Annotated in this window: 27 protein-coding genes; 23 read left to right on the top strand and 4 right to left on the bottom strand. The window is 30.7% G+C overall.

Annotated features, from left to right (window positions below; translation table 11 throughout):
• Positions 1–167 precede the first annotated feature (167 nt).
• Entirely contained in the window at positions 168–1,460 is a 1,293-nt protein-coding gene (locus B5F09_RS05750; protein ID WP_087372487.1) for an IS110 family transposase, read from the bottom strand.
• A 301-nt stretch (positions 1,461–1,761) separates the two neighbouring features.
• Here B5F09_RS05750 and B5F09_RS05745 point away from each other — a divergent pair, with 301 nt between their 5' ends.
• The 11 genes from B5F09_RS05745 (at position 1,762) to B5F09_RS05700 (ending at position 14,117) form a co-directional block, all read left to right on the top strand.
• Complete coding sequence (locus B5F09_RS05745) at positions 1,762–3,654, top strand: DUF4118 domain-containing protein (RefSeq protein WP_239404266.1); 1,893 nt, start codon at positions 1,762–1,764, stop codon at positions 3,652–3,654.
• Positions 3,655–3,979: 325 nt separating this feature from the next.
• Complete coding sequence (tilS, locus tag B5F09_RS05740) at positions 3,980–5,224, top strand: tRNA lysidine(34) synthetase TilS (RefSeq protein WP_239404265.1); 1,245 nt, start codon at positions 3,980–3,982, stop codon at positions 5,222–5,224.
• Between the two features lie 21 nt (positions 5,225–5,245).
• Positions 5,246–5,776: a hypoxanthine phosphoribosyltransferase gene (hpt, locus tag B5F09_RS15170; RefSeq protein ID WP_239404264.1), complete on the top strand. Its 531-nt coding sequence runs from the start codon at positions 5,246–5,248 to the stop codon at positions 5,774–5,776.
• 9 nt (positions 5,777–5,785) lie between these two features.
• The gene (gene ftsH, locus B5F09_RS05735; protein ID WP_087298619.1) at positions 5,786–7,738 is read left to right on the top strand and encodes an ATP-dependent zinc metalloprotease FtsH; all 1,953 of its coding nucleotides are present in this window, start codon (positions 5,786–5,788) and stop codon (positions 7,736–7,738) included.
• A gap of 143 nt (positions 7,739–7,881) precedes the next feature.
• The gene (hslO, locus tag B5F09_RS05730) at positions 7,882–8,751 is read left to right on the top strand and encodes an Hsp33 family molecular chaperone HslO (protein WP_087372484.1); all 870 of its coding nucleotides are present in this window, start codon (positions 7,882–7,884) and stop codon (positions 8,749–8,751) included.
• 156 nt (positions 8,752–8,907) lie between these two features.
• Entirely contained in the window at positions 8,908–9,369 is a 462-nt protein-coding gene (locus B5F09_RS05725) for a DUF1307 domain-containing protein (RefSeq protein ID WP_087298617.1), read from the top strand.
• Between the two features lie 62 nt (positions 9,370–9,431).
• Positions 9,432–10,100: a DUF1307 domain-containing protein gene (locus B5F09_RS05720; protein ID WP_239404263.1), complete on the top strand. Its 669-nt coding sequence runs from the start codon at positions 9,432–9,434 to the stop codon at positions 10,098–10,100.
• 213 nt (positions 10,101–10,313) lie between these two features.
• The gene (dusB, locus tag B5F09_RS05715; protein WP_087298616.1) at positions 10,314–11,294 is read left to right on the top strand and encodes a tRNA dihydrouridine synthase DusB; all 981 of its coding nucleotides are present in this window, start codon (positions 10,314–10,316) and stop codon (positions 11,292–11,294) included.
• Positions 11,295–11,342: 48 nt separating this feature from the next.
• Positions 11,343–12,203, top strand: coding sequence for a bifunctional methylenetetrahydrofolate dehydrogenase/methenyltetrahydrofolate cyclohydrolase FolD (folD, locus tag B5F09_RS05710; protein ID WP_087372480.1), 861 nt, complete (start codon positions 11,343–11,345; stop codon positions 12,201–12,203).
• Entirely contained in the window at positions 12,181–12,375 is a 195-nt protein-coding gene (locus B5F09_RS05705; RefSeq protein WP_204215235.1) for a DUF951 domain-containing protein, read from the top strand. Before folD ends, B5F09_RS05705 begins: the two co-directional genes overlap by 23 nt.
• Before the next feature lie 203 nt (positions 12,376–12,578).
• A complete protein-coding gene (locus B5F09_RS05700; protein WP_087372477.1) occupies positions 12,579–14,117 on the top strand; it encodes an LTA synthase family protein in 1,539 nt (512 codons plus the stop codon).
• 8 nt (positions 14,118–14,125) lie between these two features.
• Here B5F09_RS05700 and B5F09_RS05695 read toward each other — a convergent pair whose 3' ends face one another.
• The gene (locus B5F09_RS05695; RefSeq protein ID WP_087372474.1) at positions 14,126–14,614 is read right to left on the bottom strand and encodes a hypothetical protein; all 489 of its coding nucleotides are present in this window, start codon (positions 14,612–14,614) and stop codon (positions 14,126–14,128) included.
• Between the two features lie 266 nt (positions 14,615–14,880).
• Here B5F09_RS05695 and B5F09_RS05690 point away from each other — a divergent pair, with 266 nt between their 5' ends.
• The 5 genes from B5F09_RS05690 to B5F09_RS05670 all read left to right on the top strand — a co-directional run bounded on the left by B5F09_RS05690 (position 14,881) and on the right by B5F09_RS05670 (position 19,173).
• Positions 14,881–15,618, top strand: coding sequence for an acyl-[acyl-carrier-protein] thioesterase (locus tag B5F09_RS05690; RefSeq protein WP_087372471.1), 738 nt, complete (start codon positions 14,881–14,883; stop codon positions 15,616–15,618).
• A 375-nt stretch (positions 15,619–15,993) separates the two neighbouring features.
• Entirely contained in the window at positions 15,994–16,944 is a 951-nt protein-coding gene (locus tag B5F09_RS05685) for a hypothetical protein (RefSeq protein ID WP_087372469.1), read from the top strand.
• Positions 16,945–17,092: 148 nt separating this feature from the next.
• Positions 17,093–18,241: an NADP-dependent malic enzyme gene (locus tag B5F09_RS05680; RefSeq protein ID WP_087372466.1), complete on the top strand. Its 1,149-nt coding sequence runs from the start codon at positions 17,093–17,095 to the stop codon at positions 18,239–18,241.
• Between the two features lie 20 nt (positions 18,242–18,261).
• Entirely contained in the window at positions 18,262–18,828 is a 567-nt protein-coding gene (locus B5F09_RS05675; RefSeq protein ID WP_087372463.1) for a hypothetical protein, read from the top strand.
• 45 nt (positions 18,829–18,873) lie between these two features.
• Positions 18,874–19,173, top strand: coding sequence for a DUF1294 domain-containing protein (locus B5F09_RS05670; RefSeq protein ID WP_087372460.1), 300 nt, complete (start codon positions 18,874–18,876; stop codon positions 19,171–19,173).
• Here the strand turns inward: B5F09_RS05670 and B5F09_RS05665 are convergent.
• A complete protein-coding gene (locus tag B5F09_RS05665) occupies positions 19,148–19,954 on the bottom strand; it encodes a methyltransferase domain-containing protein (protein ID WP_087372457.1) in 807 nt (268 codons plus the stop codon). The two genes, B5F09_RS05670 and B5F09_RS05665, sit on opposite strands and share 26 nt — an antisense overlap.
• 72 nt (positions 19,955–20,026) lie before the next feature.
• Between B5F09_RS05665 and B5F09_RS05660 the strand changes: the two genes are divergently transcribed.
• The 5 genes from B5F09_RS05660 (at position 20,027) to fba (ending at position 23,980) form a co-directional block, all read left to right on the top strand.
• Positions 20,027–21,091, top strand: coding sequence for a metallophosphoesterase (locus B5F09_RS05660; protein ID WP_087372455.1), 1,065 nt, complete (start codon positions 20,027–20,029; stop codon positions 21,089–21,091).
• Between the two features lie 63 nt (positions 21,092–21,154).
• The gene (locus B5F09_RS05655) at positions 21,155–21,706 is read left to right on the top strand and encodes a GNAT family N-acetyltransferase (protein WP_087372451.1); all 552 of its coding nucleotides are present in this window, start codon (positions 21,155–21,157) and stop codon (positions 21,704–21,706) included.
• A 16-nt stretch (positions 21,707–21,722) separates the two neighbouring features.
• A complete protein-coding gene (locus B5F09_RS05650) occupies positions 21,723–21,995 on the top strand; it encodes a hypothetical protein (protein ID WP_087298603.1) in 273 nt (90 codons plus the stop codon).
• A complete protein-coding gene (locus B5F09_RS05645) occupies positions 21,985–22,728 on the top strand; it encodes a TrmH family RNA methyltransferase (protein ID WP_087372448.1) in 744 nt (247 codons plus the stop codon). The genes B5F09_RS05650 and B5F09_RS05645 overlap by 11 nt, the downstream gene beginning before the upstream one ends.
• 385 nt (positions 22,729–23,113) lie before the next feature.
• On the top strand, positions 23,114–23,980 hold the full coding sequence (gene fba, locus B5F09_RS05640) for a class II fructose-1,6-bisphosphate aldolase (protein ID WP_087298601.1): 867 nt from the start codon (positions 23,114–23,116) through the stop codon (positions 23,978–23,980).
• Positions 23,981–24,060: 80 nt separating this feature from the next.
• On the opposite strand, the gene B5F09_RS05635 is transcribed toward fba, so the two are convergent.
• Positions 24,061–24,438, bottom strand: a complete 378-nt coding sequence (locus B5F09_RS05635) for a hypothetical protein (RefSeq protein WP_087372443.1) — start codon at positions 24,436–24,438, stop codon at positions 24,061–24,063.
• Positions 24,439–24,732: 294 nt separating this feature from the next.
• Here B5F09_RS05635 and B5F09_RS05630 point away from each other — a divergent pair, with 294 nt between their 5' ends.
• Positions 24,733–26,001, top strand: a complete 1,269-nt coding sequence (locus B5F09_RS05630; protein WP_087298600.1) for a UDP-N-acetylglucosamine 1-carboxyvinyltransferase — start codon at positions 24,733–24,735, stop codon at positions 25,999–26,001.
• Between the two features lie 107 nt (positions 26,002–26,108).
• Positions 26,109–26,312 (top strand): 50S ribosomal protein L31, encoded by a 204-nt coding sequence (gene rpmE / locus B5F09_RS05625; RefSeq protein WP_087298599.1) that lies wholly within the window; start codon positions 26,109–26,111, stop codon positions 26,310–26,312.
• Positions 26,313–26,492 lie beyond the last annotated feature (180 nt).

Here is a 26,492-nt window from a genome sequence, read left to right as displayed (position 1 = left end):
TAAAATATTTTTTTAGAAATAATTTTGAGAAAGCAATATTTTTAATAAAATGTTTATGCCTGATTAATGAAGATAGATGAGGAGGAAATTAATCTGAATAAAAAATAGAAATGGAAATATGGATTTTACCAAAAAAGTGCATAATGCCCCTTTCCCCAAATGAAAGGCTATTCTGTTTGAGGTGAGTTGTTAGATTTCTTGATGATAATGCTTAAGATTTCTTCTTCGCTCAAACCAGTTCGGCTGAGCTGATTGAAGGCATTTCTGAAATTGTTTGTGATATAAGCGATGCGTTGTTCTTTCGTTGTTTCAACATCTGCCATATCTGATGGATTGAAGACTTCATCTGTCTTGAGTATATGGTAGATGGCCACAAGGATCTTTCTAGCAATCGCTATGATAGCACGTTTCTTGCCACGTCGTTTGGAAATTCTGACAAACTTTTCTGCATAGTAGCTACAGGTTTTATCTTTGACAGCGGCATGTGCAACCTGTACAAGACATGGCTTGAGGTAGATGCCGGCTTTTGAAATCTTGACAGATTTCTTTTTTCCGGCTGATTCATTATGTCCTGGAGCCAGTCCAGCCCATGCAGCCAGCTTGCGAGCACTAGACCATTGAGATACATCAATGCCAAGTTCAGAAATGATGATAATAGCAGATTTTCTGTTGACACCTGGAATTGTCATTAAAAGCTGAATATAGTTCTCATAGGATTCGACCATCATGTCAATGTGGTGCTGAACTTCGTCAAGAAGTGAATCAACATATTCCATATGCTTCTGAACAATTTTGATTCTCGCTTTTTGATACTGATTCAGATTGGTTCCTTCAACGGCTGAAAGAATATCGTCTGAAGAAGCTTTGCACCTTCCATGAACTTTGGAAAGAATATCTTCACTTGTATAGGGTTCATCTGATAAAATGGTATCGACAATAGAGGAAGCAGATTTACCAAAGACATCAGTAAAAACAAGATCAAGTTTGCAGTTTCCAACAGTTAAAGCGTTCTGGAAACGATTCTTCTCAGAAGAACGGATATTGACAAGCTTATACTGATAGCGGGTAAATTCCCTGAGGATACGAATATCCTTTTCAGGGATATAGCTGGATCTGACGATGCCGAACTTAAAGAGATCGGCAATCCATTTGGCATCCTTATTGTCATCCTTCTCACCTTTGATAGCCTTGACCCATTTAGGATTGGCAACAACGACATTGGGGATGTGACCTTCCAATGCATTGTATACAGGAATATAGTACTTGCCAGTGGATTCCATGCATACATTGTGACAGTTGTTTTCGATAAGCCAGTCTCTAAATTGAATCAACTGGTTATTGAAGGTTGAGAATCTTTTTTTAATGTATCTGGGCTTGATGGATTCAGAGATGCAGATAACTGCAACAATGAAGGATTTGTGCACATCAACGCCACAGGCTCTAGGGTAAACAATTTCCATAAATAAAAGCTCCTTTCAGATTATAGAGAAGGAGCTCAGTGACTGGCTGAACAGCACTAAAAGATTAACTCAAGTCAATGATTAATCTACAGACTAGGATGTCGATACTCATGTGTGCTTGAAAAGTTCAGTATGATACTGTTTTAAACTGAACGAGCTGCAGAAATCTACAACTCACCTCGCCGTGCTTTGTAGTGTAAGACTCCTTCAGTAAGAATATAGAATAAAAGATCTGCACAAGCAAGGAATTATTCATGACGATGTGTGCCTTGCAGCCGCAGGCGGAAAGGAATGTGTGGTTATGATGAATAAAACAGGTCGTTTAACAATTTTTTTTGGTTATTGTGCTGGCGTTGGGAAAACCTATGCTATGTTAAATAGCGCTCAACAAAAATCGGTTGAAGGCATAGATGTGGTAATTGGATACATTGAACCACATAATCGAAAAGAAACGACAGATTTGATTTATGGATTAGAAAAAATTGAAAATAAAGAAATTGTTTATAAAGGTCATAAATTTATTGAGTTTGATTTGGATGCGGCATTAAAAAGACATCCACAACTAATATTGGTAGATGAACTCGCACATACTAATGCTCCAGAGTCAAGACATAAAAAAAGATATAGTGATATTGAAGAACTATTAAGGGCAGGTATTGATGTGTATACGACTTTAAATGTCCAGCATCTTGAAAGTCTTCATGATATTGTTGCTAGTATTACTCGTATAAAAGTCAATGAGAGAATTCCTGACCACATATTTGATGAGGCTTATGATGTAAAACTAATCGATATTGAAGTAGATGATTTAATTGAACGATTAAAAGAAGGAAAAATATATCAGCCTAATCAAGCTAAAAGGGCTCTTAATAATTTTTTTATCAAAGATAATTTAATTTCTTTAAGAGAAATCGCTTTGAGAAGATGTGCGGACAGGATTAATTTATATGCAACAAATGATAATAAGCCGTTTTTAAAAGAACACATTTTAGTTTGTCTAGGAACGTCTCCAACTAATCAAAAAGTAATACGAACGGCTTCTAAAATGGCACAGGCTTTTCATGGAGAGTTTACAGCTCTATATGTAGAGACTACCACAAGTAAAAATATGTCAAAAAAAGCTTATAACCAGCTGCAATCAAATTTAACGTTAGCTCGCCATCTTAGAGCTAATATCGTTTCAACTTATGGAGATGACGTTGCATACCAAATAAGTCAATATGCTAAAACAGGCGGAATATCGAAACTTGTATTAGGTCGTTCCTATCGAAAACCATCTTTTTTTAATAAGACAACGATAGTAGATGCGTTGACAAAACTTTCGCCTAATCTTGAGATCTATATTATTCCAGATAGCAATTCAAGTGCTCAAAAACAACCATTAAATCTAGATAAAATATTTAAATTTTCATTTAAGGATATCGCTGTTTCTTTTATTTGTATGTTATCTACAACTGCTATTTCATTTATAGCGATGTTTTTGCAATTTGATATTACTAGTATTGTTTTGTTTTATGTTTTATCATCTTGTATTATAGGATGGTTTACAACATATGCGATTTATAGCATTATTAGTTCGGTTATTAGCGTATGTATAATTAATTTCTTTTTTATTGAACCTAAAGGGTCACTTCTAGTAGCGTCAAAAGAAAGTTTTCTTATGCTGCTTGTATTAGTATTTGTATCGTTTATGATTAATGTATTGCAGATTAAATTAAAAAGAGAAAAAAGATTAGCTTCATTACGTGCTTATAGTATGGACGTTCTTTTACAGACAAGTCAAAGGTTGCAGTTAACTAATTCTTATAAAGAAATCATGGAAGAAACTTGTTATCAATTACATAAATTATTAAAAACAGTTATTGTTTTTTACGCTGTAAAACAGGATAAACTGATAACTCCATATATTTATAACCCGCAGCGAATTCCTAATATTGAAGATATTCTTTTATCGCCAAAAGAAAAAGCTGTTGCTCAATGGGTCTTGATTAATAATAAAAATGCTGGTCCATTAACAAGTACTTTACCTGAAGCAAAAGCACTGTATTTAGCGATTCGAAGAGACAATAGAATTTATGGGATTGTAGGTATAGCGGTAATGGATAGTTTATCTTTGGCGCCAAATGAAATTGTACTTATCAAAACAATATTAAACGAAGTATCTTTAGCAATAGACTCAATTGATGTTATGTGATATAAAATTTTAATATTAATGTGTTGTTTTTTATTTTTTTCAGTTGCTGTTGGCTTGTTTTCATGGTAGATTGGAAATGATGCAATTTCGTATAATAATAGTTGAAAGGGAAATGGAACTGTTAAAGGATAAATGAATTTCAAAAGTACTGACGAGCTAAAGTTGATTTAACTACATATATTTAATTGTTTTTAGGAATAAAATTATATGGTGACTAATAAAAGAAACACCAGTAGTTGAATTATAAGGTTTGGAATTGTTATGCTTTTAAAAGGAAAATGTAGTTTTTATTTATGTTCTAATAATGGTTTTAATAGGTATAATAATGAATAGTTTTAAGCGCTTATTATCTAAAGAAAAAAAATATATAGTTGGGGTATCTGGTGGTTGTGATTCAATGGCGTTACTGGATATGTTACGAGTTGCTAAGTATCGTTTAGTAGTCTGTCATGTTAATTATCATTTACGTCATGATAGTGATTTAGATCAAAAAAATGTTTGTGAATATTGTAAAAAGAATCAGATTCCTTTATTTGTTAAAGAAATAGATCCAGCTAATTATGGAAAAGAAAATTTTCAAGAACAAGCCAGGATTTTAAGATATCGTTTTTACTATGAAATAGCTAGTAAGTATCAAACTAATGAAGTTATTTTAGCGCATCATCTTGATGATGTAATTGAAACAATCGTGATGCAAGTACGCCGTAATAATACTCGTGGTTATTTAGGAATCAAAGAAATTAGTAATGTCTTTAATTTAAAGGTTATTAGACCATGTTTAAATGTAAAAAAGGAATTTTTACGTAATTATTGTCATGAACATAATGTTGCATACCGTGATGATTATACTAATTTTGAAACAGAATTTACCCGTGATTATGTTAGAAATGTTGTTTTAAAAGATTATGATGATAAAAAGGTGGATAAACTATTAAAATGGGCCGATAAGCATAATCAGGATTATTTAAACCAATATCAAGATATTCAAAAATATCTAATGGTTTATCATCAACAAGAAAAAATTGATTATACAACTATTCCTGATGAGTTATTAGAAAAATTTATTTATGAAGTTGTAAAAGAAAAAGTATATCCGCCATTAATTAGTGAAACCTTAATTAAGGAAATAATTAAACAGATTAAAAGTTCTAAGCCAAATATTGATATGTCATTACCCGTTAATATTAGGTTCATAAAAGAGTATAATAATATACGTGTTGCCAACATAGATAGCGAACAAGGTTATCGTTTTCAATATGATCATTTGCAATTTGATTATCAACAGTATTTTTATTTAAGTGGAGAAGGTCATTTAAATGAAGGTATTTATGTAGATGATCATGAATTTCCGATTGTAATTAGAACAGTACTTCCTGGTGATGTTATTGTTACTGCAGGAGGAACCAAAAAAGTAGCTCGGTTATTTATTGATAACAAAATACCTAAACAGCAAAGAAAAATTTGGCCAGTTGTAGAAAATAACCAAGGTGAGATTATTTTGGTTCCTCATCTTGCAAAAAATATTAGGTATTTATATTTAAAACCTAATTTATATGTGGTAAAATTATGAACATGACTAGGAGTGGAAAAGATGCATAAGGATATAAAAGAAATATTAATAAGTGGCGAAGAAATTAGTGCTAAATGCCAGGAACTGGCAAAACAAATTAATGAAGATTACCAAGGTAAAGAAGTTATCCTGGTAGGATTATTAAAGGGGTCAATTCCTTTTTTAGCTGAACTATCAAAATATTTAGATTGTGATGTTCGTTTTGACTATATGTCTGTTAGCAGCTATGATGGTGTTGAGTCAAAAACATTGGTAGTTAAACAAGATTTAAAAGAAGATGTTAGAGGTAAAAATATCTTGATTGTAGAAGATATTTTAGATACAGGTAAAACATTATTCAACGTTAAAGAAATGCTCTTGAAGCGTGAGGCCAATAGTGTTAAGATTGTTACCATGTTAGATAAAGAAGAGGGACGTGTTTTTAACATGAAGGCTGATTATGCAGGGTTTAAGATCCCTAACGCATTTGTAGTTGGATATGGTTTAGATTTTAATGAAAAATATCGTCAATTACCATATGTTGGAATATTAAAAGAGGAATGCTATAAGTAAGGAGAGTATATGAGTAAAAAGAATGGATTAATAAAATCGATTCTTCCGTGGATTGTAGTGTTATGTTTGATTGGCGGTTTTGTTACTTTTATGAATCAAGGTAACAATCAAGAAATTAAATATAATGAATTCGTGGAAGTTATTCAAAATGAGGACGTTAAAGAAGTCGAAATTGTACCATCATCTTTAGTTGTAGATGTTTCTGGTTCTTATGAAACTAAAAAAGATGGTAAAAAAGAAACTGTTGAATTTACAACAACGATTCCAAATACTGAAACTGAAATCCAATCATTAACTTCATTATTGAGTGAAAAGGATATTGAAACTACAGTTGTTGATGCTAATGATCAAGGAATGTTTTTACGAGTAATTTTAAGTATCTTACCTTATGTTTTATTACTTGGAGGTATGTATTTAATCTTCAAGATGATGGGACAAGGTGGTGGAAATGCTAAAGCATTTGACTTTGGAAATTCTCGTGCTAAGTTAGAAAAAAATTCTAAAACTCGTTTCAGTGATGTAGCTGGAGCTGATGAGGAAAAAGAAGAATTACAAGAATTGGTTGAATTCTTGAAAAATCCGAAAAAATTTGCTCAAATGGGAGCAAGAATTCCTAAGGGTGTTTTATTAGTAGGGCCACCAGGAACAGGTAAAACATTATTAGCAAGAGCTGTATCTGGTGAAGCTAGTGTACCATTCTATTCAATTTCTGGTTCTGAATTCGTAGAAATGTTTGTCGGTGTTGGGGCTGGACGTGTTCGTGACATGTTTAAAAAAGCTAAACAAACGGCACCATGTATTATCTTTATCGATGAAATTGATGCCGTTGGACGTCAAAGAGGAACTGGAATGGGTGGAGGACATGACGAAAGAGAACAAACCCTTAACCAGTTATTAGTTGAAATGGACGGATTTAGCGGAAATGAAGGAATTATCATTTTAGCGGCAACTAACCGTGCTGATGTTTTAGATCCAGCTCTGTTACGTCCAGGTCGTTTTGACCGTCAAATTCAAGTTGCAAATCCTGATAAAAATGCTCGTGCTGAAATTTTAAAAGTTCATGCTCGTAACAAAAAATTTGCACCTGATGTTGATTTTAAAAATATTGCTCAAAGAACACCAGGGTTCTCTGGAGCTGAATTAGAAAATGTTTTAAATGAAGCAGCTTTATTAGCAGTACGTGAAAATCATAAAGTCATTTCAATGGCGGATATTGATGAGGCGGTTGACCGTGTTATGGGTGGACCAGCTAAAAAATCACGTAAGTATACAGAAAAAGAACGTCGTTTGGTAGCTTACCATGAAGCAGGTCATGCGGTAATTGGTTTAACATTAGAAGATGCTAATAAAGTACAAAAAGTAACTATTATTCCTCGTGGTCAAGCGGGTGGATATAACTTGATGACACCTAAAGAAGAAACTTATTTCCAAACTAAAACACAATTAGAAGCTAATATTGCTGGTTTTATGGGTGGACGTGTAGCTGAAGAAATTTTCTTTGGTGATGTAAGTTCTGGTGCGCATAACGATATTGAACAAGCAACAAGAATTGCTAGATTAATGGTTACTGAATTAGGTATGTCAGAATTAGGACCTATTAAATATGATTCTGGTCAAGGAAATGTATTCTTAGGTCGTGATTATACACAACATAACAATTCACATTCTGGACAAATTGCTTATGAAATTGATGTTCAAGTTCGTAAGATTATTGATGAATGTTATGATAAAGCTAAAGAAATCATTTTAGCCAATAAAGATAAATTATCTATTATTGCTGAAGCTTTATTAGAACACGAAACTTTAGCTGGTGAACAAATTGAAGCATTGTTCAATACAGGAAAAATGTTAGATCGTCATAATGGTAGTGATGATATTGAAGTGGATGATAATGTTACACCATCTTCACCAAATCAAACTTCATTTGATGACGTAGATGATTTATTAGATGATATGAAATAAAAGCGCTAGTCGCTTTTTTTCATATTAAAAAGAGGTAATAATTAATGAACAGACGTAAAAAAATATTTATATATTTTATTATTTTATGTATGTTAATACCGATGATTTTATCATCGGTTGCGATATTTTTATAAGGAGACAATATGAAAGATTATTTAGTTAGAGGAATTGTTAATAGCAAAAATTGTCGTGTGTTTGCTTGTCAAACAACAAATTTGCTTGAAGAAGCTAGAAAACATCATAATTTTTGGCCAACAGCTTCTGCTGCTATGGGAAGGATGATGTCAGCAACTTTAATGATGGCCAAAATGAATAAAAATGAAGAAAAAATGACAGTTGTTATCAACGGTGGTGGACCAATTGGAACAATGATGTGTGTTACTAAAGGTGATGGCAAAATTAAAGGATTTGTTGCTAATCCAGAAGTTCATTATACTTATAATGATACTGGAAAACTTGCAGTAGGAGTAGCAGTCGGAAATCAAGGAACGTTACAAGTTATTAGAGATATGGGATTAAAGGAACCTTTTACTGGCTCAGTCCCTTTACAAACTGGTGAAATTGGTGATGACTTTAGTTATTATTTTGCTGTAAGTGAACAAACTCCTTCTGTAGTATCAGTTGGTGTTTTAGTTAATGATACTAATGAAATTTTATCATCAGGTGGTTTTATTATTCAGTTATTACCAGAAGCAACTGAAGAAGATATAGCATATATTGAAGAAGCGGTGAAAAACTGTCCACCTGTTTCTAAATTAATTAATGAGGGAAAAACACCGGAAGAAATATTAAAATTATTGTTTAGTGATGTTGAAATAACAGAACATCAGGATTTATTCTTTGAATGTGATTGTTCTAAAGAAAAAATGGCATCAGCATTAATTGCAGTTGGTAAAGATGAATTACAAGCAATGATTGATGAAGATCATGGGGCGCAGTTATGTTGTCAATTTTGTAATGCAAAATATGATTTTAGTGAAAATGAATTAAAAGAACTGTTAAATAAGATTTAAAAGAAGGCAAGTGCCTTCTTTTTTGTATTATAAATCAAATAAATCTGTGATTATTTGCGTTAAAAAATCGTTAAATAATGGTAAAAGTATATTATTTAATGTAAAAAAATGTTATTATTAAAGTATAATATAACACATAAGAAATGAGGGAAAAGAATGAAAAAGTTATTTTTTGTATTTTTATTTGCTACTATGATTACTGGATGTGGTGGCAGTGAAAAAACTACTACTGTTTGTAAAGGGAATATCGATGAATTGACTACTAATACAACAACGATTGAATCTAGTGACGATCAAGTAGAAATTATGAGAGCAGAAGTTGTATATGATGTTACTGGTTATGTAACAGATACATTTCCTATTGAATATTGGGAATCACAGCTAAAATCTATTAACGTTGATTATGACTCGTTAGATGGTGTAACTGCTAAATGGGATGTTGATGATACTATCATTACTTTAAACGTTGAAATTGATTATACTAAAGCAGATTTTGATCAATTAGCAGATGCTGGTGTAATTACTACAAGTGGTGGGGAAGATGAGATAACATATATTTCACTTGAACAAACAATTAAAGAACAAGAAAATGCAGGACTTACATGTAAAGAACAATAAAAAATATAATAATATAAAAGAGAAAGCACGGTCTTTCTCTTTTTGTAAAAGGAGTATTGATGATGAAATGTAAAAAGTGTGGTTTTGAGGTATCTGAAAATGACTTGTTTTGCGCTAATTGTGGCGCTAAAGTCGAAATTGAACCTAATAAAAAGCCTAATAATAAAATGAAATTAATAATTGCAGCTATTGTTGTTGTAATTTGTGCTGGTGGAATTGGCTTTTTTTTAATGAACAATAATAATGATGAAGATAAAGCTAATAATAAAGAAGTTGTATCTAATCAAGAAGAAGATAATGACAAAGATGATAGTAAATCAGATGACGAAGACGAAAGTTTAGTTATCTGCCAAGGGAATCTTGATGAAATAACTACTAATACGACAACTATTGAGGCAACTAATGATAAAGTAAATGTTATGAAAGCAGAAGTTGTTTATGATGTAACTAATTATGTAAGTGATCAATATTCAATTGATTATTGGCTATCTCAATTGAAATCAATTAATGTCGATTATAATTCATTGCAAGGAGCTAGTGCATCTTGGGATGTTAATGGGACTATAATTACAATGAATGTAGAAATTGATTATGATAAAGCAGATTTTGATGAACTACTTGCAGCGGGTGTTCTTACATCAACTGATGAAAGTAAAAAGATTGTTTATGTTTCATTAGATGAAACAATAAAACAACAGGAAAATAGTGGTCTTGTATGTAAAAAACAATAATAAAAAGAAAGGCGGGGGAAGCCTTTCTTTTTAATTGTTGAAAACCAACATATTTAGGAATATAACTAACTAGATAACTTACATCTATTTTTGGGGAGGAAAATAGCGGGGAAAGTAAGTTACCTATTGATATTATGGTTAAAGATAAATATTTTATACATTTATATTTATTTTTCTTTCAAATATTGTTAAGATAACCGTTGAGGTGGAGAAATGTTTAAAATAGGAAATATAGAAATCGAAAATCCTGTCGTTATGGCACCAATGGCTGGAATTACAAATATGGCTTTTCGACGTATTATTAAAGAGTTTGGTGCAGGATTAGTTTATTCTGAAATGGTCAGTGATAAAGCATTATGTTATGGGAATACTAAAACAATTGAGATGTTACAAATTGATGAAAATGAACATCCTGTAAGTATTCAATTATTTGGTGGTGAGGTAGCAACAATGGTTCAAGCTGCTAAATTTATTGATGAACATTCTAATTGTGATATTATTGATATTAATATGGGTTGCCCAGTTAATAAAGTATTAAAGGCAGATGCTGGAAGTAAACTGTTATTATATCCAGATAAAATATATGAAATTGTAAAAGGAATCGTTGAAAATGTCTCTAAACCAGTTACTGTTAAAATAAGAAGTGGATTTGATCATGATCATATTAATGCGGTTGAAGTAGCAAAATTAATCGAAAAAGCTGGAGCTAGTGCGATTGCGATTCATGGTAGAACTCGGTCACAAATGTATGAAGGTAAAGCAGATTGGGATATTATTAGACAAGTAAAAGAAGCGGTGAATATTCCTGTAATTGGAAATGGTGATATTCGCAGTGTTGAAGATGCAAAAAGAATGTTTGCACAAACTAATGTTGATGCAATCATGGTAGGAAGAGCTGCTTTAGGGAACCCTTGGCTGATTAAACAAATAGTAGAATCGTTGAAAACTGGTGAAGTTTTACCAGAACCAACTTATCAAGAAAAGATTGCCCAGTGTTTGGCTCATGGGCGTCGTTTAATGGAAATTGAACCAGAAAAAATTGCGATGTTTCAAATGAGAGGACATGCTCCATGGTATATTAAAGGTCTTAAATCTTCAGCACGTGTAAAAAATGAATTATCAAAAATTGATACTTTTGAACAATTGGAACATATTTTAAAAGAATATAAAGAATATCTCGATACTTGCAACTAGTAGTTATTTTGGTATAATGGTGAGTAATAATCAAAGGGGGTTATTCATATGATTATTGATGGGAAAGAAATTTCAGCAAATATTAAAGAAAAATTAAAAGATGAAGTAGTCAAGATCAAGGAAACATATTCACGGGTTCCTAAATTAGCAGTTATTTTAATAGGGGATAATCAAGCTAGTCAAACTTATGTAAGAAATAAAGAACGCGCTTGTAAATATATCGGAATTGATTCGTTAATGTATAAACATGATAGTTCTTTTAGTGAAGATGAATTGTTGTTGGAAATTGAAAAATTAAATTGTGATGATAGTGTTGATGGAATTTTAATCCAATTACCATTACCGGATCATATTGATGAACAACGAGTTATTGAAGCTATTGATCCTGATAAAGATGTTGATGGTTTTCATCCAATCAACATATCTAAATTATTTTTAGGAAAGCATAGTTTAGTTCCTTGTACGCCAAAAGGAATGATGGTTTTGTTAGAAGAAATTAATTATAATCTAGACGGTAAAGAAGTTGTTGTTGTTGGACGAAGTAATATTGTAGGCAAACCTGTGAGTTTACTTTGTTTACATCACAACGCTACGGTAACAATAGCTCATAGTAAAACTAAAAACTTAAAAGAAGTATGTAAACGAGCAGATGTGTTAATAGCAGCTGTGGGCAAAGCTAAATATTTTAATCATGAATATGTTAAAGATGGCGCTGTTGTCTTAGATGTTGGTATTAATCGTGATGAAAATAATAGGTTATGTGGCGATGTTGATTTTGAAGATGTTAAAGATATTGTTCAAGGTATAACACCGGTTCCTGGTGGAATTGGACCAATGACGATTACAATGTTAATGAAAAATACGATTGAAGCATTTTATTTAAGGAATGGTGGAAAAAATGGAATATAAATTAAATGATATAGTAGAAATGAAAAAGCCGCATCCTTGCAAAAAATCAATGCAATGGCAAATTATTAGAATGGGTGCTGATATTAAAATAAAATGTTTAGGTTGTGGAGCGGTAGTAATGTTATCACGTCGTGATTTTGAAAAAAAATTAAAGAAAGTAATTGGTCAATAATATGGATGAGGATGAAATTATTGATGATGATTTAGATAATATTATAGACGTTTATTGGCACGAAAGTGCCTTTTTGTTTATATTCAGTTAATATTTCGCGAATAGTATGAATTATGTTAAAGTGTGTTATCTTACACATATATTTTGTTTTCGTCATATTGCTATGTTACAATGGGTAGAAATAATGCAGAGGACTGGTATAAATGTTAAAAAGATTATTAGAATTAGTTACTGTTGAAGAGACAGTAGGAGCAATATTGCTATTTTTAGCGGTATTGATTATTGCTTCGATAAGATGGGGAAATCTTACTTTTTCGGTTAAAACATTAAATCAAATGATTTTTCATGCTAAAGTCCCGATGGATGGTACTGATGATGGAATTTATGCAGATTGGTTTATTCATACTGTTCCTGGCAGCCTTGTAATAACTTTTGCTATTGGCTGGACACTTTTTCGTTTGCCGATTGAAGGATTAAATTTATATCTTCATGAAAATCTAATTACGATTGGGATTTTTGCTGTTGTTTTAGCTTTATTTTATGCGATTTATAATTATCAAATTATTAGCTATGTGTTTGATATGGTCAAAAAGAGTGATTTATATGAGAAATACTATGTTGATCCTAGATATGTAAATATTACATTTCCTGATAAAAAAAGAAATTTAATTCATTTATATTTAGAATCAGTAGAAACATCATATATGTCTAAAGAATCTGGCGGTGCTCAAAAAGAATCTTATATGCCAGAATTAGAGGTTTTAGCAAACAATAACATTAATTTCTCACATCAAGATAAACTAGGTGGAAGTTATACATTAGAGGGTACTCAATGGACTATTGCATCAATGGTAGCACAAGAATCCGGAATACCATTATTATTGCCGATTACTGCTAAATCATATGATAACGATTCTAGTTTTTTAAGTGGTGTTTATACTATTGGAGAAGTACTAGAAAAGAATGGGTATGTTAATGAAGTAATAATGGGTTCTGATAGTAACTTTGCCTGTACATCGAATTTTTATAAGCAGCATGGTAATTATATTATATCTGATTATAATACTGCGATTAAAGAGAAACGAATTAGCAGTGATTATTTTGTTTTTTGGGGTTATGAAGATCAAAAACTATTCAAATTTGCTAAAGAAGATATAACTAAATTAGCAGCTGGTGATAAACCATTTAATTTTGTAATTGAAACTATTGATACTCATACACCAGATGGATATGTTTGTGATTGTTGTGAGCATAAATATGATAATCAATATGCTAATGTAATTGCTTGTCAATCTAAGCAGGTTAATGAATTTATTAATTGGTGTAAAAAACAAAGCTGGTATGAAAATACAACGATTGTAATTACTGGTGATCATAATAGTATGTCTGAAAAGTTTTTTAAACATTTAGATCATGACTATATTAGAACACCTTATAATTGTATTATTAATAGTCCGATTTCAAGTGAATATTGTAAAAATAGAAAATTTTCAGTTATTGATTTATATCCAACGATGTTAGCAGCGTTAGGAGCAAAAATTGATGGTGATCAATTAGGTTTAGGCGTGAATTTATTCTCTGGTAAAAAAACTTTAATTGAAAGATTTGGTTTTAAAAAGATCAATCAGGAAGTAAAGAAACGTTCGGAGTTATACCGCTGTTATTTAGCTGGTGAACAAAAAGATGTTATTAAAAAAAGAAAATGGCATGAACGCCAAAAGAATTATAAAAGGGATACTTAATGTATCCCTTAACGTGTTTTTTGTAATGCTTTTTTTAATTTAAAATCATCAACAAAGCGTATATTTGTTTCATATGATTTTTGTCCATAAATAAAACGTAATTTTGTTTCTTTAGGATAAGTAACTCTTTTGATACGACGGTAATCAAGTTTTACGCGTCCAATCATCATTTGACGTTGTCCAACAAAGATAATTTGTTGAAACAAATAACAGAAAATAATTGTTCCGATTGTTAAAATATTTAATGGTGCATAAAGATCATTGATATCATTAAGAATAGCTAACACCATTAAAGAAACGCAAGTTACAAATAAAATCAAATATAAGATCAATAACGCTATATAAAAGTATTTACCAGTATCACTTAGACACAAAGATAATGTATGATCATTTTTCTTGGCCCGATACAAAGTAACTGCGTATGAGATATTAGTATAAGTAAACCATAGTAGTGCCAAGAATACCAAAATAGGTAAAACAGCAAAAATATTATCCATTAATTATACTCCTTCTTTCAATAATATTATTATACTAGAAAATTAGTAATAAGCCTATATAAAATTTATTAAAAATAGCAAAAAAACACATAAAAATGGAAAAATGATTAAAAAAATAACTCTATAATTACTATTTTTTATAAAAAACACTTCATTGGTGATAGATATGGTAAAAAAACATTAATGTAATATTAGTAAATAATAACTTGTTTTTCTAATAAATATAGATACAATTATATATAGTATTAATTGAAAAGGGTGGTCGTATGCAAAATGTTGTTTCAAGCTTAAACTTAACGGTCGAATGTCAGGAAGCAGATTATAAGGGAAATTATCGTATCTCAGCTTTATTTTCTAAATTATCAGATTTAGCGACTCAAAATGCGATTAAAGTTGGAATTTGGAATCCTGAATTAGGAGATCATTATGGTTTTGTTCTGTCAAAAGAAACGATGGTTTTAAAAAGACCGATTAAAGTAGATGAGAAAATTGTATTGCATACTCGAGCAGCTGATCGGAAAAGAATTCAATTCATTCGTAATTACTGGGTAAATGATGAATGTGGTGATGAAATTGCTGCTATGTATTCTTTATGGACATTGATTGATTTAAAAAATCGGAGAATTATTAAGCCGGAAAAAGTGGGTATTGTGATGCCGGAATTAAAACCGTATCAATATACTATCGAAAGTTATCATGAAATAAAAAAAGACTTAGAACTTACATATGTAATGAAACGTCAGGTTTTATATAGTGATGTGGATGTTAACCAGCATATGAATAATAGTCGTTATATTGAATGGGCCTTAGATGCTATTGCAATGGAAGTATTTGATAATAAGTATTTTAGTGAAGTGAGTGTTTTTTTTAAAAAAGAAATGGCACCGGGGGTGATTGCTAAAATATATCGATATATTGATGATGAATATGTCAAGATTGTTTTTAAATCGGAAGATGAAGAAATTGATTATTTTGAATTTGGTGGTTATTTAGTTGCAGTCTAATAAAATTTTCATACAATGAAAATAGATTTTCAATATTTGAAAATATTTTTATTAATTATATGTTATTATATTTTTGTCCCAAATATCTATAATAGTATTCGTTTTCCCGTATAGAATACAGATATTTAAAAAGCCCCGTCCCAAGGGCTTTTTTCCTAACTTAAAATCAAATACTATAAAAAATCTAGTACATTGGTACTAGATTTTTTGGTTTATATAATCATATGTGATGTTTTAGTGATATAAATAATGTTATTAGTTATATCATAAATCTTTAAAATCACTATAAAAACTAATAAAAATTATGATTATTGATATAAAATAAATTGACTGTTTTTAACTGATGGGCTAAGATTAAATTAAGGGGTAATCGTTATGGCAATAAAAAAGAAATTAAAAAAATTTTTGTGGTCAACTAAAAAACAACAAATAGTCACATCGGTATTTTTAGGTTTCATTACAATTGCGGTAATTGGTGGTTGTTTATATACTTTTAAGACTGATAAACCAGTATATCAAAAACAGGAAGATAAAATTTATAATAATATTAAAAAAACACATGATGAAAGTGATTTAAAAGGACTGGTTACTGGGATTAGCGATCGTTATATTGTTCAAAATGCTACAGGTATTAATTATTTTTATAATATTCAATGTAATAGTGAAATTATTAAGTATATAAATGTTGATGGTTCGAAGGTTGATTTAGCAACTCCGGGTAGTTATCAAATAAAATATACTATAGGAGCTAAAACTAAAAAACTGGCAGAATATTTAAAAGAAAGCAGCACTGCTAATGAAGATGAAGTTGAAGAAATTGTTGTTAATAAAAAAATAAATGTCATCACTTTAGAAGAAGCTATTACTTTAGCTGATGCTGGTAATTTTGTTTATAGTGATAATAATCAGTTAGTGAGTAAAAGTGATGGAACAGTAACAGATGTTAGTGAAGAAACAATCGAAAATGCAACAAGCCCAGAATCTTTAGAAGATGATGAAACTGAAAATGAGCGTTCTACTAATCAACGACCATCTAATTCTAATGATCAGCAATCTAATAATAATTCCAATACTCACCATCATAGCTGGCAAGAAATAACTGAAGTACGTCACGTTGAAGCAACTGGACATTATGAAGAAGTCGAAGTGGCGATATGTAATGAATGCGGATATGAAAATGGTCATAGTGAAAATTGTAGTCAAAATGCTGGATATACAATTAATATTCGACCAATATGGGTTCAAGATAGTGAAGCTTATGATGAAGTTGTTGTTGTCGGTTATCGTTGTAGTGGTTGTGGGGCTGTTAGTGATATAACATATTAAAATAAGCTAGTCTTATAAGATGGTTAATTAACCATTTTACAAGATTAGTTTTTTTGTTGATAAAATAATTTTATTTTTACAACAAATAGTCAACTATTTGTATTATAATGACTTTGTATACAAATTATAAAAAGGAAGGTTAGTAAAGATGGATATTTATGATAAAGCAGTAGAATTACATCGTAGTAATAAAGGTAAGTTAGAAGTAGTTTCAAAAGTAAAAGTTAGTAGTATGGATGATATGGCTTTAGCTTATACACCAGGAGTAGCAAGACCTTGCACTCTTATTAAAGAAGATGAAGATAAGGCTTATGAATTAACAGGTAAAGGCAATAGTATTGCAGTTGTAACTGATGGAAGTGCAGTATTAGGACTTGGAAATATTGGACCTAAAGCAGCGATGCCAGTTATGGAAGGTAAAGCGGTATTATTTAAAGAATTTGCCAATATTGATGCATATCCAATTTGTTTAGATACTCAAGACACAGAAGAAATTATTAAAGCAGTAAAATATATTGCACCTGGTTTTGGGGGTATTAATTTAGAAGATATTAGTGCACCACGTTGTTTTGAAATTGAAGAACGTTTAAAAGCAGAATTAGATATTCCAGTATTCCATGATGACCAGCATGGTACAGCAATAGCAGTTAGTGCTGGATTGATTAATGCTTTAAAATTAGTTAAGAAAAACATGAGTGAAGTTAAAGTGGTTATTAATGGTGCTGGAAGTGCAGGAATTAGTATTTGTAAATTATTATTACAACTAGACGTTAAAAACATTACTATGGTAGATCGTTTAGGGATTGTATGTACTGGTGAAAGCTGGATGAATAACGCTCAAGAAGAAATTGCTAAAGTAACTAATTTAGATAAAATGCATGGTACTTTAGTAGATGCTATTAAAGGTAGTGATGTATTTATTGGAGTATCAGCAGCTAATGTATTAACACCTGAAATGGTTAAAACAATGAACAATGATGCGATAATTTTTGCCATGGCTAACCCACAACCAGAAATTGAACCATCATTAGCGTTAGAAGCAGGGGCTCGGGTAGTAGCAACAGGACGTAGTGATTATCCAAATCAAATCAATAACGTTTTAGTTTTCCCAGGTATTTTTAGAGGGGCTTTGGATGGACGAGTTGATAATATTACTGAAGAAATGAAAATAGCTTGTGCTAAAGCGATTGCTAATATTATTCCTGAAGATCAGTTAAAAGAAGATTATATAATTCCTGATGCTTTTGATAAAAGAGTTGTACCAGCTGTAAGAAAAGCGGTAATAGAAGCTAAATAAGCACAAAGGAGGTGGACGGGATGATTTTAGATTATCCTAAAGTATATGAAAATAAACAATTAATAGGTCATGGTGGGAATCAAGACTGGTTTATTGATTCATGGGCTAGAAAAGCAGGTTGTGCCAGTGTTAGTGCTACAGATATTTTCATATATTATACTAAAAAGGAAACGGAATTTGATAAGCGAGAGTATCTTGATTATATGAATGAAATGTTTAAGGTAATGGAACCTGGTAAACGAGGTTTTCCTTATGTTTATCTTTATGCCCGTCGCCTTAGTAAATTATTAAATGATTGTAGTTATCAAATCATTCGTCGTCCTCGAGTGGTTGATGCAAGCAAAATTGTTTGTGCCAGTATTGATGATGGTCATCCATTAGGATTATTGATTTTAACTCATCGGCGTCGAGCGGTTCGTGATGATTTGTGGCATTGGGTCACTATTGTTGGATATGAAGAAACTAAAAAGGGTCTGGTGATTATCTTTTTAGATTGTGGTGAGTTAAAAAGAATTCCAGCCCGGATTATTTTTGAAAAAAGTCGAATGAATGTTGTTAAGATGGTTAGGTTTTTTTATTCAAAGTAAAAGATTGAGATTTTCTCAATCTTTTTGTCTAAATGAGGTATTATGATGGATAGACATATTTATATATATTTACTTATTGTTAATGTTATTGCATTTATTTTATATGGAGCTGATAAATATAAAGCAAAACATCATTATTGGCGAATATCTGAAAAAACACTTTTTGCTGTAACGATAGCTGGTGGTGGAGTAGGAGCGCTTATTGCAATGTATGTTTTTAGACATAAAACTAAAACACCCCTTTTTAAATGGGGTATTCCAATCGTTTTGTTAATACAAATATTAATATATTTATTATTAGTAAAACAAAGTTTTACAGTTATACTTGATAAACTGTTACTTTAACATCAATTGTGACATTTAATTTATCAAGAGTATCTAGAACGCTACGGCGTTCTTTTTTGATATGGTAATAATGTGGTGTCATTTTCAATAGATTTAAAGCATCTTCACGATTTGGGATTTCAATAGTTTTAACTAAATCAAAAGATTCAACGTTTTTAAAATCTAAACGAATATATTTATCACTTTTGACTTTGATTTCATCATAAATCAGTTCCTTGATTTCAATTAAATGATTAGGGTTAGCAGTTACATGAATAATATAACCACCAGGTTTTAAAGTTCTTTCTAGTTCCTTTTGATTAACTACAGTAAATAGAGCGGTAATAAAATCAAGTGAGTGATCTAAGATTGGGATATTTTTGCTATTACCGACAATCCAATAGATATCTTTAGTATATTTTGTAGCCATATTAATAGCTTCTTTAGAAATATCTAAACCATAAATATTATCATTTTTAAAAGCGTTCTTTAAACCATTAGTATAATAACCTTCACCACAACCTAAATCTAATATTTCTAATTGTTGATTGTTTTGATATTTGTTAATAAGACTAATAACATTATTTAATATAATATCATAATATCCTTTAGTTAAATAAGCTTTTCTAGCTTGTAAGCTTTCTTTACTGTCGCCGGGATTATTAGAAGCTTTATCAGGGTTTAATAATAGATTGATATATTTAGATTTTGCGATATCGTAACAATGATTATTGATACATTTATATGAGTTTCCTTCTTGGATTAGTGCCTGATGGCATTTTGGACAAGCTAATTTGTGCATTTGTTTCACCTCGCAAAGTATTATAACATAATTCTAATCTGTGGTATAATGTTTTATCGAAGGAGATGGCTTATGAGTTGGTTTACATTAATGGAAATGGCTTTAGTTGCCATAATGACTATTTATTTGACATATCATACCCATTTAGTTTTTCGACCTGTTAAGGAAGCTAAATTAATTACTTTTTTAATTATTGTAGTATTGATTTTTTTATGTCAGATTAGTATGAATGTATTTGGCTTTCTAGTAAATACGTGTTTTTGTTTTATTGTTTTTGATATTATTAATTTAATATTATTTAAAACTAAATTAAATCGTTATTTTAAATTGATTTATCGTCGTGGGATAATTGCTTTGGTTATTAGTATTATTTTAAGTGGTTATGGTATTTATAATGCTAAAAACATAGTTGTTACTACTTATGATGTTGAAATAAATAAAAATTTTGAAGATAAAAGATTGATGGTAGTTTCTGATGTTCATTTAGGTACGGCTATTGGTAAGGATGATTTGGATAAGATCAATGATGAAGCTAATGAAATTAATCCTGATGCAATTGTTTTGCTTGGGGATATTTATGATGAAGGAACAACACAAGAAGAATTTGATTATTCACTGGAAGTTTTTTCTAAATTAGCAGCTGATTTTTCGGTTTATTATGTTGAGGGGAATCATGAAATTGGTTTTCAAGGTGGTAGTTCGTTAAAAGAGTTTAATGTTGTTGATAATCTAGAAAAAATTGGTGTTCAGGTCTTACTTGATCAGGTTGTACAACTTGATGATATATATTTAATTGGCAGGCAAGATTATTCAGTGAAAAGTCGTGTAGCTCTTGAAAATTTAACGAGTAATTTAGATAAAGATAAGCCGTTAGTTTTATTAGATCATCAGCCTCATGAATACGATATTAGTAAGGAACAAGGGATTGATTTAGAATTATCAGGTCACAGCCATGCGGGTCAAATTTTTCCACTAGAATATTTTTATAATTTAATTAATGTTAATGATTTAAATTATGGAATGGAAACTGATGGAAATTTTAATGCTATTGTAACATCTGGGATGGGAACCTGGGGCTATGCAATGCGTACTTCTAGGCATAGTGAAATTTTAGTTGTTAACTTGATTAGTAATTAAACTAAATATTTTTGCTTAAATATTATTGACCGTGTTATAATGTCAAAAGATAAGGAGATAAATATGATTGTTATTGAAACTGTTAAATTAACAGATGCTGCGCGTTTATTAGAAATATATCGGCCCTACGTAGAAAAAACGGCAATTTCTTTTGAATATAAAGTGCCAACTCTTTTGGAGTTTGAACAAAGAATAAAAACGACAGTGGCTAAGTATCCATATTTGGTAGCTAAAGATGGTAATCAAATTGTAGGATATGCATATACGTCAGCTTTTAAACAAAGGGCTGCATATGATTGGGCAGTAGAAACTTCGATTTATGTTGATGTTAACTATTGTGGTCAAGGAATTGGTAGTGCTCTTTATCGAGAATTAGAAAAAATCACTAAAAAGCAAAATATCATTAATATGAATGCTTGTATTAGTAGTGATAATCAAGATAGTATTTCTTTTCATAAAAAAAATGGCTATCGTCAGGTTGCTTATTTTAGTAAATGTGGTTATAAATTTAATAAATGGCATGATATGATTTGGATGGAAAAGTTTGTTGGTAAACATCCAGATTATCCTAAACCAGTAATATCATATTGTAAGTTACTAGAAACTAAAGATTAAAAGGAGGTTTTAAATAATGGGATTGTTTAAAAAGAAAAAGGAAAAAGTGGATTTGGATCAAGTTTTTAAAGATAAATATAAAGATATAAATCGAACTGTGCAGGATGCAAATAATGAAATAGATTTAGAAATTCAAATCTCTTTATTAGAATTAGCGTATGATAAATATAATGATTTATTTGAATTGATAGATCAAGGAGTGGATTATGATAAAGATCATTTTATTTCATTGCAAGCTGATCTAAAGAAACAAATTAATTTATTGAAAGGTTTATCAGATGAAAATTAAAACATATCAAAAAGATTTTGATTATACATATACATTAGGAGTTTTTGAGACGATTGAATTATTAAAAAGCAAACCTGAACAAGTAATCAGAGTATATCTAAAGAGTAATTCACATTTAAACCAAGGAGTAGCTTTGATTAGTGAACTTTGTCAAAAGCATCATATTGAAGTAGTTGAGAGTGATAAAACAATTAATAAGTTGTCTAAAAAAGATAATTGTTTTGCAATAGCAATTATAAAAAAATATCCAAGTGTATTAAATGATGGAAATCATGTGGTATTGGTAAATCCTGGTGATATGGGTAATATGGGAACAATTATTAGAACTATGCTTGGTTTTGGTTACAATGATTTAGCGATTATCCGTCCAGGGGTTGATGTGTTTTCTCCTCGAGTAATTCGTTCTTCGATGGGGGCAGTATTTAATATTAATTTTGCTTATTATGATAGTTTTGATGAATATTTAGCTAAATATCCTGATCGAAATATTTATCCTTTGATGTTAAAGGGAGCTGAAAATATCCATCGTTTTAGAATACCTGAAAAAAAATATTCATTAGTATTTGGTAATGAAAGCAGTGGCTTACCTGATGAATATTTGAATTATGGCCAATCAATCTTTATACCACATACAGATAAAATAGACTCATTAAATTTATCAATGGCTTTAGGAATAACGCTGTGTTATTTTTCTAAAGATAATTTTATAGATAAAACGGTTTTAAGAGATTAGAAGGTGTGTTATGTGGGAGCGCACCTTTTTATGTAAATGTTAATGATAAAATATTATTGACATAATAATAAAATATAATATAATAAAACTGTCAAAATATTTTGACCAGCTTTAAAAGGCTGTTAGGAGTGATTGCTATTCTAATTGTTCTCCAAATATATGTTTTAGTACTATCTCTCCTGTATCTAAAGAAAATGACACGATGTATTTACCATAAAACGATATATTTCCCACTGGTATCTGTTTTGTATGGCTGTTTTCTATCGGTAATGACTTGATTAAGTGTCATTTTCTTTTTTTAACTAAAAAAAACTCATTGTTTTTATGGAAATTTAGAGGAAATAATAGTATTATTATAACAGAAAAAAGAAAAGGAGAATTTATTATGGGATTAGTTTCAGCAACAGAAATGTTAAATAAAGCAAAAGAAGGACATTATGCAGTTGGTCAATTTAACATTAATAATCTTGAATGGACAAAATCTATTCTTTTAACTGCAGAAGAATTAAAAGCGCCAGTAATTTTAGGAGTATCTGAAGGTGCTGCTAAATATATGACTGGTTATAAAACAGTAGCAGCTATGGTATCAGCAATGGTTGATTCATTAGGAATTACTGTACCTGTAGCTTTACACTTAGACCATGGTAGCTATGAAGGAGCTAAAGCTGCTTTAGATGCTGGTTTCTCTTCAATCATGTTTGATGGTTCTCATTATGGAATTGAAGAAAACATTGAAAAAACTAAAGAAATCGTTGAATTATGCCATGCAAAAGGTGTTTCTGTAGAAGCAGAAGTAGGATCTATCGGTGGTGAAGAAGACGGTGTTGTCGGAAAAGGTGAAGTAGCCGATCCAAAAGAATGTAAAATGATCGCTGATTTAGGAGTAGATTTCTTAGCAGCTGGTATTGGAAATATTCATGGTAAATATCCAGAAAATTGGGAAGGTTTAGACTTTAATGCATTAGATGCTATCCAACAAGAAACTGGAAAATTGCCATTAGTATTACATGGTGGAACTGGAATTCCTGAAGATATGATTAAAAAAGCAATCAACTTAGGTGTTTCTAAAATCAATGTAAATACTGAATGTCAATTATATTTCCAAGAAGCAACAAGAAAATACATTGAAGCTGGAAAAGATTTAGAAGGTAAAGGATTTGACCCTCGTAAATTATTAGCACCAGGTGCTGCAGCTATTCAACAATGTGTTAAAGAAAAAATGGAAATCTTTGGATGCATTGGTAAAGCATAATAGAAGATATTTAAATTTGGGAATCTCACTTAATTGTGGGATTCTTTTTTTGTAAATAAAAATCTTGGCCGAGCCAAGATTTAAAAGAGAGCTTTTTGAATTTTATCAAAAATGGTTATTATAAACATGATGATTATGATAATGCTTATTATCTTAAAGGCTTTTTTTCTTCGTGCATTTCTTTTTTCATAGTCAATTAAATTATTATATTTTCGATATAGATGTCGACCACGAATTTGAATGATTAAAGCAGCTGTTAATATAAGCAGACTAAGAATTGTTATATAGAAATTTGTTGTTTTAGAATATCTATTAACTAATGTTACAATGACTAAAGTGAGAGAAAATAAATAATCACAAGTAAAAAACCATTCATAATTATTACGGTTTTTAAAATAGATTATAAATAAAACTAGGGCGCTAAGAAAAGAAAGATAGTTCCAGTCAATTGCTGGCATAATGAAAACCTCCTTTTTACGTCTTTGATGGCTATTTTTTAAATAAAACAATGATGGGGTGGGAAGTTTTTTCTAATTATATAATATCATATTATAATTCATTTAGGATAGTTTTAAACTTATATTGACGGTTATAAAGTTTGGTTTTAAAATAGTATAAACTCATTTGTTTTATTTTGGTGATAAGTTAGATTTGACTAAAATCATTTGTGAAATTAAATTTTAAATTTAGGTTGTTTTTGCCTATAATTTAATATATAGTAGTAACGTAGAAAAAAATAAAGGAGGACTAAAATGAGTGAGGTAATTGCTATTGAAGGCGGACATAAATTAAATGGAACAGTGGTTATAAGTGGTGCGAAAAATGCTACCGTAGCTTTAATTCCTGCGATTGTCTTAGCGGATAGTCCTGTGACTATATATGGTGTACCCAATATTTCTGATGTAGATGCATTAGGAGTATTATTGAAAGAATTGAATTGTGAAGTTATAAAGGGTGATGGAGAGCTTGTTGTTGATCCATCAAATTTAATAAATAAACCATTAGTAAGCGAAGCTGTTGATAAACTTAGAGCTTCTTATTATTTAATGGGGGCATTACTTGGGAAATGTAAAAAAGTTACTATGAAAATGCCTGGTGGGTGTTTTTTAGGGCCTCGTCCAATTGATTTACATATCAAAGGATTTGAAGCTTTAGGGGCGACTGTTAATTATTGTGAAAATGGAACTTATACAATTGAGGCAGAACGTTTAGTAGGAAATAAAATCTATTTAGACTTTGCTTCAGTAGGAGCAACTATTAATATTTTATTAGCAGCGGTTAAAGCTGAAGGAAAAACAACAATTGAAAATGCAGCTAAAGAACCAGAAATTATCGATGTAGTCAACTTGCTTACTAAAATGGGAGCTAAAATTCGTGGTGCTGGTACTGATACGATTACTATTGAAGGGGTAGAAAAACTTGACGGATGCTATCATGAAATTATTCCTGATCGTATCGAAGCTGGAACATTTTTAATTATAGCAGCTGCGGCTGGAGAAAAAGTGATTGTTCAAAATGTTATCCCACAACATTTAGAGGCGGTTACTTCAAAACTGAAAGAAGTCGGCGTAAAAATGGATATAATTGGTGATAGTATAATTGTTCATGGTGGTATAGAAAACTTAAAACCAGTGGATATTCGTACTCAAGTGTATCCAGGTTTTGCAACTGATTTACAACAGCCATTAACAGCATTGTTGACGCAATGTCAAGGAGTTTCTCAGGTGGTAGAAACTATTTATCCAGAAAGATTTGGACATTGTTATCAGTTAAATTCAATGGGAGCGAAAATTGATCAAGAAGAAGCGATGTGTTATGTCAATGGGCCAACTAAATTGCATGGTAATCGAGTTTATGCAACTGATTTAAGATGTGGGGCGGCATTGATTGTTGCTGCATTATTGGCAGATGGTGTTACAGAAATTGGTAATGTTTATCACATTGATCGTGGCTATGAAAATATTGATCATAAATTAATTTCGCTTGGTGCGGTCATTACAAGACGACAAGTTGAAGATTAATTGATAAATTAGAAAAAATGTCTTGAAATCTTAATATTTTAATGTTATTATACTATGGCAACTTACTTTGTAGTCAAAGGACTATAAGGCGGAAGGAGATTGAGAAAATGAAAAAAGGAATTCATCCAAATTACAAAAAAGTAAAAGTCGTTTGTACTTCTTGTGGAAACGAATTTGAATCAGGATCAGTATTAGACGAAGTACGTGTTGATACTTGCTCTAATTGTCATCCTTTCTATACTGGTAAACAAAGATTTGCTAGTGCTGATGGACGAGTAGAAAAATTCAATAAGAAATACGGTTTAAAATAATCGATTGAGGCTTCGGCCTCTTTTTTTGTGTAAAATAAAAAATCTTATTTAAAAATAAGACTTGAAATATTATGTAAATAAAATTATAGCTATTAATCCCTAGCTGCTGCTTCTCGGGCAAAGGCAATCATTAGATCTGCAATGGGAAAGCAGGAGAAACAGCAGCAAGAGTATTTTCAG

Origin of the sequence: Erysipelatoclostridium sp. An173 (assembly GCF_002160495.1) — a bacterium.
Classification (GTDB): domain Bacteria; phylum Bacillota_I; class Bacilli_A; order Erysipelotrichales; family Coprobacillaceae; genus Thomasclavelia; species Thomasclavelia merdavium.
The sequence above is the reverse complement of the archived record's forward strand: the minus strand, read 5'-3'. Positions and strand labels throughout refer to the sequence as shown.

Excerpts from the sequence above, each read along its gene's own strand:
- B5F09_RS05745 (WP_239404266.1), top strand. The coding sequence starts at position 1,762 with ATGATGAATAAAACAGGTCGTTTAACAATTTTTTTTGGTTATTGTGCT.
- B5F09_RS05705 (WP_204215235.1), top strand. The coding sequence starts at position 12,181 with ATGGTGGAAAAAATGGAATATAAATTAAATGATATAGTAGAAATGAAA.
- B5F09_RS05695 (WP_087372474.1), bottom strand. The coding sequence starts at position 14,614 with ATGGATAATATTTTTGCTGTTTTACCTATTTTGGTATTCTTGGCACTA.
- B5F09_RS05665 (WP_087372457.1), bottom strand. The coding sequence starts at position 19,954 with ATGCACAAATTAGCTTGTCCAAAATGCCATCAGGCACTAATCCAAGAA.
- fba (WP_087298601.1), top strand. The coding sequence starts at position 23,114 with ATGGGATTAGTTTCAGCAACAGAAATGTTAAATAAAGCAAAAGAAGGA.
- B5F09_RS05645 (WP_087372448.1), top strand. The coding sequence starts at position 21,985 with ATGAAAATTAAAACATATCAAAAAGATTTTGATTATACATATACATTA.
- B5F09_RS05635 (WP_087372443.1), bottom strand. The coding sequence starts at position 24,438 with ATGCCAGCAATTGACTGGAACTATCTTTCTTTTCTTAGCGCCCTAGTT.
- tilS (WP_239404265.1), top strand. The coding sequence starts at position 3,980 with ATGAATAGTTTTAAGCGCTTATTATCTAAAGAAAAAAAATATATAGTT.
- B5F09_RS05700 (WP_087372477.1), top strand. The coding sequence starts at position 12,579 with ATGTTAAAAAGATTATTAGAATTAGTTACTGTTGAAGAGACAGTAGGA.
- rpmE (WP_087298599.1), top strand. The coding sequence starts at position 26,109 with ATGAAAAAAGGAATTCATCCAAATTACAAAAAAGTAAAAGTCGTTTGT.
- B5F09_RS05750 (WP_087372487.1), bottom strand. The coding sequence starts at position 1,460 with ATGGAAATTGTTTACCCTAGAGCCTGTGGCGTTGATGTGCACAAATCC.
- hslO (WP_087372484.1), top strand. The coding sequence starts at position 7,882 with ATGAAAGATTATTTAGTTAGAGGAATTGTTAATAGCAAAAATTGTCGT.
- hpt (WP_239404264.1), top strand. The coding sequence starts at position 5,246 with ATGCATAAGGATATAAAAGAAATATTAATAAGTGGCGAAGAAATTAGT.
- B5F09_RS05685 (WP_087372469.1), top strand. The coding sequence starts at position 15,994 with ATGGCAATAAAAAAGAAATTAAAAAAATTTTTGTGGTCAACTAAAAAA.
- folD (WP_087372480.1), top strand. The coding sequence starts at position 11,343 with ATGATTATTGATGGGAAAGAAATTTCAGCAAATATTAAAGAAAAATTA.
- B5F09_RS05670 (WP_087372460.1), top strand. The coding sequence starts at position 18,874 with ATGGATAGACATATTTATATATATTTACTTATTGTTAATGTTATTGCA.
- B5F09_RS05680 (WP_087372466.1), top strand. The coding sequence starts at position 17,093 with ATGGATATTTATGATAAAGCAGTAGAATTACATCGTAGTAATAAAGGT.
- dusB (WP_087298616.1), top strand. The coding sequence starts at position 10,314 with ATGTTTAAAATAGGAAATATAGAAATCGAAAATCCTGTCGTTATGGCA.
- B5F09_RS05690 (WP_087372471.1), top strand. The coding sequence starts at position 14,881 with ATGCAAAATGTTGTTTCAAGCTTAAACTTAACGGTCGAATGTCAGGAA.
- B5F09_RS05655 (WP_087372451.1), top strand. The coding sequence starts at position 21,155 with ATGATTGTTATTGAAACTGTTAAATTAACAGATGCTGCGCGTTTATTA.
- ftsH (WP_087298619.1), top strand. The coding sequence starts at position 5,786 with ATGAGTAAAAAGAATGGATTAATAAAATCGATTCTTCCGTGGATTGTA.
- B5F09_RS05650 (WP_087298603.1), top strand. The coding sequence starts at position 21,723 with ATGGGATTGTTTAAAAAGAAAAAGGAAAAAGTGGATTTGGATCAAGTT.
- B5F09_RS05660 (WP_087372455.1), top strand. The coding sequence starts at position 20,027 with ATGAGTTGGTTTACATTAATGGAAATGGCTTTAGTTGCCATAATGACT.
- B5F09_RS05725 (WP_087298617.1), top strand. The coding sequence starts at position 8,908 with ATGAAAAAGTTATTTTTTGTATTTTTATTTGCTACTATGATTACTGGA.
- B5F09_RS05720 (WP_239404263.1), top strand. The coding sequence starts at position 9,432 with ATGAAATGTAAAAAGTGTGGTTTTGAGGTATCTGAAAATGACTTGTTT.
- B5F09_RS05675 (WP_087372463.1), top strand. The coding sequence starts at position 18,262 with ATGATTTTAGATTATCCTAAAGTATATGAAAATAAACAATTAATAGGT.
- B5F09_RS05630 (WP_087298600.1), top strand. The coding sequence starts at position 24,733 with ATGAGTGAGGTAATTGCTATTGAAGGCGGACATAAATTAAATGGAACA.